At 69.0% G+C, this 13,843-nt stretch carries 4 protein-coding genes; all 4 read left to right on the forward strand.

Going from position 1 to position 13,843, the window contains the following annotated elements; genetic code table 11:
- The first annotated feature begins 656 nt into the window (after positions 1-656).
- On the forward strand, positions 657-1,514 hold the full coding sequence (locus JGU66_28600) for an FtsQ-type POTRA domain-containing protein (protein MBJ6764744.1): 858 nt from the start codon (positions 657-659) through the stop codon (positions 1,512-1,514).
- Positions 1,515-1,557: 43 nt separating this feature from the next.
- Positions 1,558-2,793 carry a cell division protein FtsA gene (ftsA, locus tag JGU66_28605; GenBank protein MBJ6764745.1) on the forward strand — a complete coding sequence of 412 codons (1,236 nt, stop codon included), beginning with the start codon at positions 1,558-1,560 and terminating at the stop codon, positions 2,791-2,793.
- A gap of 1,839 nt (positions 2,794-4,632) precedes the next feature.
- Entirely contained in the window at positions 4,633-12,300 is a 7,668-nt protein-coding gene (locus JGU66_28610; protein ID MBJ6764746.1) for an OmpA family protein, read from the forward strand.
- 309 nt (positions 12,301-12,609) lie between these two features.
- The gene (gene ftsZ, locus JGU66_28615; protein ID MBJ6764747.1) at positions 12,610-13,842 is read left to right on the forward strand and encodes a cell division protein FtsZ; all 1,233 of its coding nucleotides are present in this window, start codon (positions 12,610-12,612) and stop codon (positions 13,840-13,842) included.
- The last annotated feature ends 1 nt before the right edge of the window (position 13,843 follow it).

Here is a 13,843-nt window from a genome sequence, read left to right on the forward strand (position 1 = left end):
GTTTCTGCCCCTGCGAGCGCCGCTGCGCTGCCCTCCCATCTCTCGCTTCTCGCGCGCTCGTAAGGGGCGAAGCCCCGCGCTCCTTGCAGAGCGTCTCCACGCTTCACCTCATGGAGAAGGGGGGACAGAAGCCGTCGAACCCGCTTCCGCCTCAAGGACTCCAGCGGTTCCCGTTCTTTCTCTTGAGGCACGTCTAGGGCCTTGAGGTGGCCGGGTGCGTTTGGGCGAGTTGGACTGAAAGGACTCCGCTGCGTGCAGCGCCATGGAAGAGCGGCAACCCTCGAAGCGGCAGAGCAGAGAGTCCCGTCCACTCAGGAAAAGATGCCCCGAAATTTAACAGAGGGTGTTAAACACCCCAGTCTCTCTCCTCCTCCAGGTCCGAGACCCAGAGCGTGAAAAGCCCCGTGCGGCAGCGACGAAGGAGGTGGCTCTCGGCCGGCCTGATGGAGCATCGAGAGCCCCCGCGTCAGTCCCTCTTGCGAAAAGCCCTTGAAGTTCAGGGGCTTAAGACGGAGTGTCCGCCGCCCCCTGCGCAACCCGCGTGTGAACCGAGAGGCCCCCTCCGTCATGGGTGGGCCGCGCTGGCTACAGCCACGTGGCTGTAGCCAAAAACTGGCGTGGAGATCCGACCGCGCGCAGCATGCGCACTCCCGATCATGGCCTTCGGACGAACCAAAAACCGGCGTCGCCAGGACACCGCCCAGCGCACCGAGGTGGTGAAGGGCGCGGTGCGCTCGCACGGGCCCATGGTGGCCAAGGCGCTGGGGTTGGCGGTCGCGACGGCGGCGCTCATCTGGGGAAGCATCGAGCTGCGCAGCTGGGCGCTCGCCTCGCCGCGCTTCGCCCTGGAGTCGGTGACCATCACCGGCCTGGAGCGCGCGTCTCGAAGCGAGCTGCTGAAGCTGTCCGGCCTGACCGCGGGACAGAACCTCTGGACGCTGGAGCCGTCCGCCCTGGAGCGCGCCATGCTCCAGCACCCCTGGGTTCAGTCCGTGGAAGTGACGCGCCGCTTTCCGCGCGCGGTCTCCGTGACGGTCTCCGAGCATGCGCCCGCCGCGCTCGCGGTGCTGGGCGACTTGTACGTCCTGGACGAGGCCGGAGACCCCTTCAAGCGCGTGACGCCCGGGGACGGACTGGACCTGCCGCTCGTCACCGGCGTGGTGCGCGAGGACTACGTGGCGGACGCCGACAAGGTCCGCCTGCGCCTGCGCGAGGCCCTGGATGTGGCGCGCGCATACACGCGGCTGCTGCCCGGTCGCACCGAGCGGCTGTCCGAGGTGCGTTTGAGTGACGCAGGGCTTGCGTTGGTGACCGCGACGGGGCAGGAGGTGCGCCTCGGCGCGGGCGACACGGAAGTCAAGCTCGAGCGGCTCGCTCGTGTTCGGCGCGAACTGAGCGCGAGAGGGCTTGCGGCCGAGATCATTCATTTGGATAACCGTGCCCGACCCGGTTGGGTGGCGGTGAAGCTTTCGAGCGGGTCCGTTTCCGAGAGGAGCGGGGGCTCGACGCGGTAAGAGGACGCCCCCTCACGAGAGTGGGGGGCCTGGGAGGGTAGTCATGGCGAAGCAGAAGTCGGGGGAGATCATTGTCGGCCTCGACATCGGCACGACGAAGATCTGCGCCATCGTCGGGGAGCTGACCGACAACGGGATCGACATCATCGGCATCGGTACGCACCCGTCCAAGGGGCTCCGCAAGGGCGTGGTGGTCAATATCGAGGCCACCGTGTCGTCGATCCGTCGCGCGGTGGAGGAAGCCGAGCTGATGGCCGGGGCGGAGATCTCCCACGTCTACACGGGGATCGCCGGCGGCCACATCAAGGGCTTCAACTCCCAGGGCATCGTGGCCGTGAAGGACAAGGAGGTGCGCGAGGCGGACATCGCTCGTGTCATCGACGCGGCCAAGGCGGTGGCCATCCCGTTGGACCGGGAGGTCATCCACGTCCTGCCCCAGGAGTTCATCATCGACGACCAGGGCGGCATCAAGGAGCCGCTCGGCATGGCCGGCGTGCGCCTGGAGGCCAAGGTGCACATCGTCACCGGGGCCGTCTCCAGCGCGCAGAACATCGTCAAGTGCGCCAACCGCACGGGGCTCAACGTCTCGGACATCGTGCTGCAGCCCCTGGCCAGCGCCGAGGCGGTGCTGAGCGAGGACGAGAAGGAGCTGGGCGTCTGCCTCGTCGACATCGGCGGCGGGACGACGGACATCGCCATCTTCTCGGGCGGCTCCATCGTCCACACGGCGGTCATCGCCCTGGGCGGCAACAACCTCACCAGCGACATCGCCATCGGGCTGCGCACGCCCGCGCACGAGGCCGAGCGCATCAAGCAGAAGTACGGCTGCGCGCTGGCGTCCCTCATCAACAAGGACGAGACCATCGAGGTCCCCAGCGTGGGCGGCCGTCAGCCGCGCGTGCTCGGGCGCCAGATTCTCTGTGAGATTCTCGAGCCGCGCGTGGAGGAGATCTTCCAGCTCGTCCACCGCGAGATCCAGAAGTGCGGCTACGAGGACCTGCTCGCCTCGGGCATCGTCATCACCGGGGGATCCACGCTGCTGGCGGGCATGCCGGAGCTGGCCGAGGAAGTGCTCGGGTTGCCGGTTCGCCGGGGCATGCCGCGCGGCATTGGTGGCCTGGTGGATGTGGTGAAGAGCCCGATGTACGCGACCGGCGTGGGCCTGGTCGTCTACGGCGCCAAGCACCTGGACCGCCGCCTGTTCCGCATCCGCGAGGACGGCAACGTCTACAAGAAGGTGAAGGGCCGGATGCGGGAGTGGCTCGAGGAGATTTTCTAGGCCGCTGTCCCCCGCGTTGCTGCGGTGCGCAAAGGGCTCCCTTCGGGGGGCCCTTTTGCGTTGGAAACGGACGCGTCGCGTTGGTTCGGCACGCAACACCTGGGTCATCCGCGATCCGGTTTCTGGAAATCAGATCCGTGATTCGGATCCGCGGGGTAGCCGAGCCCGGGAACGGGCGTGGAAGTCCTTGAATTGGCGGAGGACGGCCAAGGAATGGACACTGGCGTCGCGCTTGCTATGCGCGCCCTTCGCGGTGGGGGGGCCCATTCCCTTTCGGCCGCAAACCTTATGCACACACCCCAGTCCCTTCCTCCCCCACGGCGGACGACTCGCGATGCGAGCGGTCCGCGGACCGCAGCGGGCCTGTTGGCCATGCTGTGTGTCGCGCTCCTCGCGCCGTCCGCCCACGCCGAGCCGGACACCATCGGCCTTGGCTCGGGTGTGAACGGAGTCCTGAACGTCACCGCCGCTGGCAATACCCAGAGCGCCAACCGCTACGCGCTGGTGACGGCCAACATCGCGGCGGGGCAGAGCACGGCCACGGTGGACACCTCCACGGGCTTCGCCGTGAACAACCTGGTGATGGTGTTCCAGGCCACGGGCATCACCACGGTGCCGCCCTCGGGCAACCAGGCGGACATCGACCTGACGGGCAACGTCGTGGGGCGCTGGGAGTTCGCGTACATCCAGACCATCACGGGCACGGCGCCCAACATCACGGTCACCTTCAAGAAGCCGATGAAGGCCGCGTTCGCCGCCAATGTCACGCAGCTGGTGCTCGTGCCCCAGTACACCAACGTGACCATCAACGCGGGCTCCACCCTCGTCGCGCGGCAGGCCTGGAACGGGTCGACGGGTGGCGTGCTCGTCTTCCTCGCCAACGGAACGGTCACCAACAACGGCACCATCAGCGCGGCGAACCAGGGCTTCCGCGCGGGTCTCTTCCGCAACGGCTCCGGTGACGGGTGCGTGCTGCTCGATGAGCCGTACCCGGGCGGTACGTCCAAGGGCGAGGGTGTGGCTCCGTCGCTCTACAGCAACGAGCCGGATCCGGACCTCCTGCCTCCCGGTACGACGGGCTACGGCAACATCACCAACGGTGGTGGTGGCGGCATCTGCCACAACTCAGGTGGCGGCGGTGGTGGTAGCGCCGGCCCGGGCGGCAAGGGTGGCCGGACGTGGACGGGCGATGACGATGGGACCCCGAAGCCCTCGCGTGACGTGGGCGGGCGCGGTGGCGTGCGCATGACCTTCACCCCGCTGGACCACCTGCTCTTCGGTGGTGGTGGCGGCGCGGGTCACTCGAACGACAACGTGGGTGGTGCTGGTGGCGCAGGTGGCGGCGTCGTGTTCGTCCGCGGTGCGTCGCTGGCTGGCACGGGACTCATTACCGCGAACGGTGCGAACGGCGCCAACTCGCGCGGCACGGGCAACGATGCCGCGGGCGGCGCGGGCGCGGGCGGCACGGTGTCGCTGCGGTTCACGGGCGCCTGCTCGGCGAATACTGTCACGGCGAACGGCGGCAACGGCGGTAGCACGAACTTCAACACGCACGGCACGGGCGGTGGCGGTGGTGGTGGCCGCATCCTGATTCAGGGCAACACGGTGACCTGTGCGCCGACCGTGACGGGCGGTGCCGCGGGTATGCAGCCGGATGCGACCGCCATCGATGGGCGGACGTACGGCGCGATTCCTGGCTCGCTGGGCGTCATCACGGTGCTGACGGGCGCCTTCCCGACGACTGTCGCCGCTCCGGTGGTGGTGACTCCGGCGAACGGCTCCACGACCTCTTCGTCAACTCCGGTCATCTCGGGCACGGCGCCGGCCAACTCCACCGTCATCATCTCGGTGGACGGTGTGGAGCTGGGGCGTGTCACGGCCGATGCTGCCGGCAACTTCACCTTCACGCCGAGCACCTCGCTGACCTCTGGCGCCCACACGGTCAACGCGACCGCCGAGGTCCAGGGGGTCAGCAGCCCGCAGAGCAACACGAACACCTTCACCATCGTCGTGGATACGACGCCTCCGGATACGCTCTTCACCTCCACGCCGCCCGCGGTGTCGAACTCGTCCAGCGGGACGTTCGACTTCAACTCGAACGAGACGGGTGTGACGTACGAGTGCAAGCTCGACGGCGCGGCGACGTTCACCGCGTGCGCGGATCCGTCGACGTTCACGGGCCTTGCGAATGGCAACCACACGCTGCAGGTCCGGGCTCGCGATGCGGCCGGCAACGTGGACCCGACTCCGGCCAGCTACACGTGGACGGTGGACACGACGGCTCCGGATACGCTCTTCACCTCCACGCCGCCCGCGGTGTCGAACTCGTCCAGCGGGACGTTCGACTTCAACTCGAACGAGACGGGTGTGACGTACGAGTGCAAGCTCGACGGCGCGGCGACGTTCACCGCGTGCGCGGATCCGTCGACGTTCACGGGCCTTGCGAATGGCAACCACACGCTGCAGGTCCGGGCTCGCGATGCGGCCGGCAACGTGGACCCGACTCCGGCCAGCTACACGTGGACGGTGGACACGACGGCTCCGGATACGCTCTTCACCTCCACGCCGCCCGCGGTGTCGAACTCGTCCAGCGGGACGTTCGACTTCAACTCGAACGAGACGGGTGTGACGTACGAGTGCAAGCTCGACGGCGCGGCGACGTTCACCGCGTGCGCGGATCCGTCGACGTTCACGGGCCTTGCGAATGGCAACCACACGCTGCAGGTCCGGGCTCGCGATGCGGCCGGCAACGTGGACCCGACTCCGGCCAGCTACACGTGGACGGTGGACACGACGGCTCCGGATACGCTCTTCACCTCCACGCCGCCCGCGGTGTCGAACTCGTCCAGCGGGACGTTCGACTTCAACTCGAACGAGACGGGTGTGACGTACGAGTGCAAGCTCGACGGCGCGGCGACGTTCACCGCGTGCGCGGATCCGTCGACGTTCACGGGCCTTGCGAATGGCAACCACACGCTGCAGGTCCGGGCTCGCGATGCGGCTGGCAACGTGGACCCGACTCCGGCCAGCTACACGTGGACGGTGGACACGACGGCTCCGGATACGCTCTTCACCTCGACGCCGGCGCTGAACTCCAACTCGAACGTGGGCGTCTTCGACTTCAACTCGAACGAGACGAACGTGACGTACGAGTGCCAGTTGGATGGCGCGGTGCTCTTCACCCCGTGCGCGGATCCGTCGACCTTCACGGGCCTGTCGCAGGGCAGCCACACGCTGCAGGTTCGCGCGGTGGACTTGGCGGGCAACATCGACCCGACCCCGGCCATTTACACGTGGACCGTCGACACGCAGGCCCCCGATACGTTCATCGTGGGCAAGCCCGCGGCGACCACGAGCAGCACGTCCGCGACGTTCGACTTCGACTCGAACGAGACGGGCGTGGTGTACGAGTGCAAGCTGGATGGCGCGGCGACGTTCACCGCGTGCACGGACCCTGTGACCTTCACGGGCCTCGCGCAGGGTGACCACACGCTGCAGGTCCGGGCTCGCGACGCGGCGGGCAACGTGGACACCACTCCGGCCAGCTACACGTGGCGCATCGACACGCAGATCCCGGACACGTTCATCGTGAGCGGCCCGGCCTCGACGACCAACGCCACCTCGGCGACGTTCGACCTCAACAGCGACAAGTCGAATGTCACGTACGAGTGCTCGCTGGACGGCTCGGCGTTCGCGGCCTGCACGGACCCGGCCTCCTACAGTGGCCTGACGCAGGGCAGCCACACGTTCAGGGCCCGCGCCCGCGATGCGGCGGGGAACTTGGACGCGACCCCGGCGACCTACTCGTGGACCATCGACACCACCGTTCCCGCGAGCCCGGTCATCACGGGCCCGACGGACGGGCAGGTGATTGCCTCCCAGCGCCCCGACTTCACCGGTACGGCCGAGCCCGGCACCGTCGTCACCGTGGTGGTGGACGGCGTGACGCTCGGCACGGCCCCGGTGGATGTCTCGGGCCACTGGACCTTCCCGAGCCCCGTGGATGTGGGCCCGGGCGCGCACGTCGTGACGGCGACGTCGACGGACACCGCGGGCAACGTCAGCCCGTCCACTCCGCCGACGCACTTCACCGTGGACCTGGTGCCTCCCACGGCGCCGACCATCACCTCGCCCGCGGACGGCTCGGTGGTGAACTCCAAGCGTCCCGACTTCACGGGCACCGGTGAGGCCGGCAGCGTCATCACCGTGGTGGTGGATGGCACGACGCTCGGCACGGTGACGGTGGACCCGACGGGCCACTGGACCTTCCCGTGCACCGTGGACCTGACTCCGGGCGCTCACGTGGTGGACGCCACCGCGCATGACGAGGCGGGCAACACGAGCCCCACGGCCACGTCCCACTTCACGGTGGACCTGACCGGCCCCGACACGCTCATCGTCCAGGGGCCTCCCTCGCTGACGAAGGTGCCGAACGCGACCTTCGACTTCGACACGACGAACGGCGGCGTCAGCTACGAGTGCAGCCTGGATGGCGCGGCCTACACCGCCTGCACCGACCCCGTGACGTTCTCGGGGCTGGCGGACGGCACGCACGTCCTGCACGTTCGTGCGCTGGATGCGTTCGGCAACCGGGATCCGTCTCCGGCCACGCACACCTGGACGGTGGACACGATTGCCCCCGCCGCGCCGCTCATCACCTCGCCCGCGGATGGGACGACGGTGGGCGACTCGACGCCGGACATCTCCGGAACGGGTGAGCCGGGCAGCTCCATCGTGGTCACGGTCAATGGCCACACCTACGGCCCTGTGACGGTGGACCCCGCGGGCAAGTGGACGGTCCCCGTGACGGATCCGCTCCCCGAGGGCCCGTACACCGCGACGGCCACCAGCACCGACCCCGCGGGCAACACGAGCCCGCCCACGCAGTCCTCGTTCATCGTGGACCTGTCCGAGCCGGAGACGTCCATCGTCTCGGGGCCGGCCTCGGTGACCCGGAACACCAGCGCGACCTTCGACTTCGACACGGTGGGCGGTGTGTCCTACGAGTGCCGGCTCGACGGCGGTGGCTGGACGTCCTGCACCGACCCCGTGACGTTCTCGGGGCTGGCGGAAGGGCACCACTCGCTGGATGTTCGCGCCCGCGATGCGGCGGGCAACGTGGACGCGACCCCGGCTACGTACGCGTGGACTGTGGACCTGACGCCTCCCGACACGGCCATTACGAGCGGTCCTCCCGCGACGTCGACCTCCACCACGGGCACGTTCGACTTCGAGGCGAACGAGCCGGGCTGCACCTTCGAGTGCAGCGTGGATGGCGGGCCGTTCGTCGCCTGCTCCGACCCGTACGTCCTCACGGGCGTGACGGACGGCGCGCACACGCTGGCGGTCCGCGCGGTGGATGGCGCGGGCAACGTGGATCCGACTCCGGAGAACTACACGTGGACGGTGGACTCGACGCCCCCCGTGGCGCCGACCATCGACACGCCGGCGGACGGCTCCGTGCTGTCCAACCCCGCGGTGGACTTCACGGGCACGGCCGTGGGCTCGACCACCGTCACGCTGACGCTCAACGACGGTACGACGTACGGTCCCATCCCGGTGGACGGCAGTGGCAACTGGACGTTCACGCCGCCGGTGTCGCTGCCCGAGGGCCCGTACAAGGTCGTCGTGGTGGGGCATGACGCGGCGGGGAATGACAGCCCGTCCGTCACGTCGCACTTCACGCTGGACTTCACCGCGCCGGACACCGCCATCGACAGTGGCCCGCCCGCGCTGACGAACCAGACGGGCGCGACGTTCGCGTTCTCCTCGAACGAGAGCCCGGTTACCTACGAGTGCAGCCTGGATGGCGCGGCGTATGTGGCGTGCACCACCCCCTCGTCCTTCACCGGACTGGCGGATGGCGAGCACACCCTGCTCGTTCGCGCGACGGATGTCGCGGGCAACACGGACGCGACGCCCGCTTCGTACACGTGGACGGTGGACTCGACGCCCCCCGTGGCGCCGGTCATCGTCACGCCGGCCAGCGGCCAGGTGTTCACGACTCCGGTGGTGACGTACTCCGGCACCGCCGAGCCGAACAGCCAGGTGACGGTGAAGGTGGATGGTGTCCAGGTGGCGGTCGTGCCGGCGGATGCCTCGGGCCACTGGACCTATGGTCCGGGCCAGCCCCTGGCGGATGGCGCGCACTCGGTCACCGCGACGTCCACGGACGCCGCGGGCAACACCAGCCCGCCCGCCACGAACCCGTTCAGCGTGAACGCGCACGTGCCGGATACCTTCATCACGCAGTCGCCTCCGGCGGTCTCCGGGAGCAGCGCGGCCCACTTCGAGTTCGGCTCGGATGAGGCCAACGTCACGTACGAGTGCAAGCTCGACGCGGCGGCGTTCGCCCCGTGCTCCGCCACGCTCGACCTGACGGCCCTCGCCGATGGTCCGCACGCCCTGCTGGTGCGCGCCATCGATACGGACCACAACGTGGATGCGACCCCCGCCTCCTACGCGTGGACGGTCGCGCTGGACTCGGATGGAGACGGCCTGTCGGACGCGGAGGAGACGACGCACGGCACCAACCCCCACAACCCCGACACGGACGGCGACGGTCTGCCGGACGGCATCGAGGTGAAGGTTGGCCACACGGATCCGCTCGACGACGACACGGACGATGACGGTCTGCTCGACGGCAACGAGGACGCCAACCACGACGGCCTCGTGAGCACCGGTGAGACGGATCCGAACAAGGCGGACACGGACGGCGACGGGCTGACGGACGGCCTGGAAGTGGGCCTCACGCAGCCGCAGGGCACGGGCACGAACCCGGCGAAGTTCGTCGCGGACGCGGACCCGAGCACGCACACGGATCCGCTCAACAAGGACACGGACGGCGGCAGCGTGTTCGACGGCATCGAGGACGCCAACCACAACGGCAAGGTGGACGCGGGCGAGACGAACCCGCTCGTCAAGTCGGACGATGTCGACGCGGACGGCGACGGCATCGACAACGCCACCGAGCGTGAGCACGGGTTGGATCCGTTCGACGCGGACAGCGATGACGACGGCGTGACGGATGGCGCCGACGGCATCACGGACACGGATGGCGACGGCATCATCGACGCGCTCGACCCGGACAGCGACAACGACGGCCTGACGGACGGCCTGGAGAGCGGCGTCACGCTCGAGACCGCTCCGGTGGGCACGAACACCAGCTCGCCCAACTTCCACCCGGACCTGGATCCGACCACCAAGACGGATCCGAAGCAGGCGGACACCGACAAGGATGGTCTGTCCGATGGTGAGGAGGACGGGGACCACAACGGCCGCGTGGGCACCGAGGAGACCGACCCCAACAACCGCGACACGGATGGGGACGGGCTGATGGACGGCACCGAGGTCAAGGGCTCCAACGCCACCAACCCGCTCAAGGCCGACACCGACGAGGACGGCCTGAAGGACGGTCAGGAGGACAAGAACCACAACGGCGCGCTCGACGACGGCGAGACGGATCCGCGGCAGGCGGATACGGACCACGGCGGCGTGCTGGACGGTGAGGAAGTGGCGGGCGGATCCAACCCGCTCGACGCCAACGACGACTTCCTCGTCGTGGGCCGTGGCTGCAGCACGGGTGGGGCGGGCTCGCTCGCGCCGCTGGCGCTGCTGCTCCTCGCGCTGCCGATGCTGGGTCGCCGCGCTCGCCGCTCGGGTGCGCGGGGAAGCCTGTCCGGGGCGCTCCTGGGGCTGGCGCTGACGGTGGCCCTCCTGGCTCCGGCGGCGCGGGCTCAGGCTCCGGCCGCCTCGCAGGCCATCGACGTGCAGCAGTACAAGCCGGGCCCGGCCGCTGGGGACATCCTCGGCGTGCACGGCGCCAAGGTGATGCGCCACCTGGGCTGGAACGTGGGGTTGTCGTTCAACTACGCGGACAAGCCCCTCAACTTCTTCGACCCTCGCTCGGAGAAGTTCCTCACCTCGCTGGTGCGCAGCCAGGTGGGGCTGGACCTGATGGGCGCCATCGGCTTGTTCGATCGGCTGGAGCTGGGCGTCGTCCTCCCGGTGACGCTTCAACAGTCCCAGCCTGCCCCGAACGTGGATGCCTCCTTCGCGCAGGGCGTGAGCTCTGGCGGAATCGGGGACCTGCGGCTCGTGCCCAAGGCGCGGCTGCTGGAAGGGGATGACTACGGCCTGGCGCTCACGGTTCCGGTGTCACTGCCCACGGGCGGTGCGTCGGACTTCCTGGGCGGCTCGGGCGTGTCGGTGAACCCCCGGCTGGTGGCGGAGTATGGGCGCCGCGTGCGGTTGGCGGCGAACATCGGCGTGGACTTCCGCCGCGAGCAGCAGCTTCGCAACCTGCGCGCGGGCAACGCGCTGGCGTACGGGCTGGGCCTGGAGGTGCCCTTCACCGTGGGCCGCACGCCGCTGTCCGCCGAGGCCACGCTCGTGGGGGCCATGGGCCTGAAGGAGCACGACGTGGAGGAGCGTCCCTTGGAGATCCTCGCCGCGCTGAAGTACCGGGCGGCGGGGGGCCTCACCGCGCACGTGGGCGCCGGGCCGGGCATCACCCGGGGCTATGGCACGCCCGGGTACCGCGTCCTCGCGGGCCTGAGCTACAGCGCCGAGCCGTCGCCCGCGCCGAAGCCGGCCCCGAAGCCGGTCTGCGCCTTCGGTCCCGAGGACCTGGACGGCTTCCAGGACGATGACGGCTGCGCGGATCCGGACAACGACCACGACGGCATCCCGGACGTGGCGGACAAGTGCCCGAACAACCCGGAGACGGTGAACGGCTTCGAGGACCAGGACGGCTGCCCCGACACCGTGCCCGTGAAGGTCGAGCCCAAGCCCGCGCCCCCGGTGGACTCGGACGGCGATGGCCTGGTCGACACGGCGGACAAGTGCCCCAACCAGCCCGAGGACAAGGACGGCTTCCAGGATGAGGACGGCTGCCCGGATCCGGACAACGACCACGACGGCATCCCGGACGTGGCGGACCAGTGCCCCAACCCGCCCGAGGACAAGGACGGCTTCCAGGATGAGGACGGCTGCCCGGATCCGGACAACGACCACGACGGCATCCCGGACGTGGCGGACAAGTGCCCCAACGAGCCGGAGACCATCAACGGCGTCGCGGACGAGGACGGCTGCCCGGACAAGGGCAAGGTGAAGGTGCTCGTCGACGGCGAGCGCATCCTCATCCTCGAGAAGGTCTACTTCGCCACGAACAAGGACGTCATCCTCCCGCGCTCGTTCCCGCTGCTGAAGCAGGTGGCGTCGGTGCTGCGCGCCAACCCGCAGGTGGAGCTGCTGCGAGTGGAGGGACACACGGACAGCCAGGGCGACGACGGGAAGAACCTGGACCTGTCGCGTCGCCGTGCCGCCAACGTGCGCACGTTCCTCGTGAAGGATGGCATCGCCGCCGAGCGCCTGGAGTCCGTGGGGTATGGCGAGTCGAAGCCGGTGGACACCAACAAGACGGCGGCGGGCCGCGAGAACAACCGCCGCGTCGAGTTCCACATCCTTCGCATGGGCAAGGTGGAGGTCGAGCGCGACGCCCCCTGAGCCCGCTCGGCTGAAGTGAACGGGCCCGTCTCCCTCGGGGGGGACGGGCCCGTTGCATTTCTGGCGCGGGCCTGGACTGGCCGAGCTTGCTCGGAGAACTGGACTCCGCGAGTCAAGAGGGGGCAGGCATCCGACAGGTCTTCCTGGGCAGGCACCGCGCTGGCGTGTAAGTGGGCGTCAGGACTCGGCCCCGCAGCAGGCCGCTACAGGCGCGTAGCGGAATACTTGCCAAACCCCCTCACTTGCTGATGATTGTTGAGGTTGGAAGCGCGCGGGCGGCGCCGCGGTGCAACCGCCAAGAGGACCATCATGGACCAGTTCGAGCAGAACAAGCAGGCCGCCAAGATTCGGGTCGTCGGGGCGGGCGGGGCCGGCTGCAACGCGGTCAACACGATGATTCTCGCCAAGCTGGACCGCGTGGACTTCATCGCCGCCAACACCGATGTCCAGGCTCTGGCCGCCAGCAAGGCGCCCACGCGCCTCCAGCTCGGACAGGCGCTGACCAAGGGCCTGGGCGCGGGTGCCAACCCGGAGATGGGCCGCGAGGCCGCCCTGGAGTCGAAGGATCAGATCGCCGCCGTGCTCGAGGGCGCGGACATGGTCTTCGTCACCGCGGGCATGGGCGGTGGCACCGGCACGGGCGCCGCGCCCATCATCGCGGACATCGCCAAGAGCCTGGGCTGCCTGACGGTGGGTGTCGTCACCAAGCCGTTCCTCTTCGAGGGCAACAAGCGCCGCAAGCAGGCCGAGCAGGGCATCGTGGAGCTCAAGGCCGCCGTCGACACCCTCATCACCATCCCCAACCAGCGGCTGCTCTCGCTCTCCAACGAGCCGATGCCGCTGCTGGAGACCTTCAAGCGCGCGGACGAGGTCCTGCTCAACGCCGTGCAGGGCATCAGCGACCTCATCCAGTACCACGGCTACATCAACGTGGACTTCGCGGATGTGAAGACCATCATGAGCGACAAGGGCCTGGCGCTCATGGGCACGGGCAACGCGTCCGGTGACAAGCGCGCGCTGACGGCCATGCAGCAGGCCATCTCCAGCCCGCTCCTCGAGGACGTGTCCATCGACGGGGCCACGGGCCTGCTCATCAACATCACCGGTGGCCGCGACATGACCCTGCAGGAGGTCAACGAGGCCCTCACGCTCGTCCACGACGCGGCGGACAGCGAGGCGGAGATCATCTTCGGCTCGCTCATCGACGATCAGATTCAGGACGAGGTGAAGATCACCATCATCGCCACGGGCTTCGTGCACCGGGACGCGCCGAAGGTGCGCACCATGGCGCCCGTGGTGCAGGTTCCGCTCATCAGCAGCCGTCCCCCGCCGTCCTCCGCGCTGACGGCGGCGCGCGAGGAAGTGGCCAGCCTGGTGCCCAGCAAGGGCGCTCCGCGTCCGACGCTGGCCGCGGTGGAGAACAGCAAGCCCGTCGCCAGCTCGCGCACGTCCGTGGTGAAGGACGCGGCGCTGCCCATGGACGAGGACCAGTTCGACATCCCCACCTTCCTGCGGCGGCAGGGCCAGACGGAGCTGCCGTAAT

This window comes from Myxococcaceae bacterium JPH2, from assembly GCA_016458225.1.
In the GTDB taxonomy this organism is placed as follows: domain Bacteria; phylum Myxococcota; class Myxococcia; order Myxococcales; family Myxococcaceae; genus Citreicoccus.

Coding starts and splice junctions, on each gene's coding strand:
- JGU66_28600 (MBJ6764744.1), top strand. CDS start 657: ATGGCCTTCGGACGAACCAAAAACCGGCGTCGCCAGGACACCGCCCAG.
- ftsA (MBJ6764745.1), top strand. CDS start 1,558: ATGGCGAAGCAGAAGTCGGGGGAGATCATTGTCGGCCTCGACATCGGC.
- ftsZ (MBJ6764747.1), top strand. CDS start 12,610: ATGGACCAGTTCGAGCAGAACAAGCAGGCCGCCAAGATTCGGGTCGTC.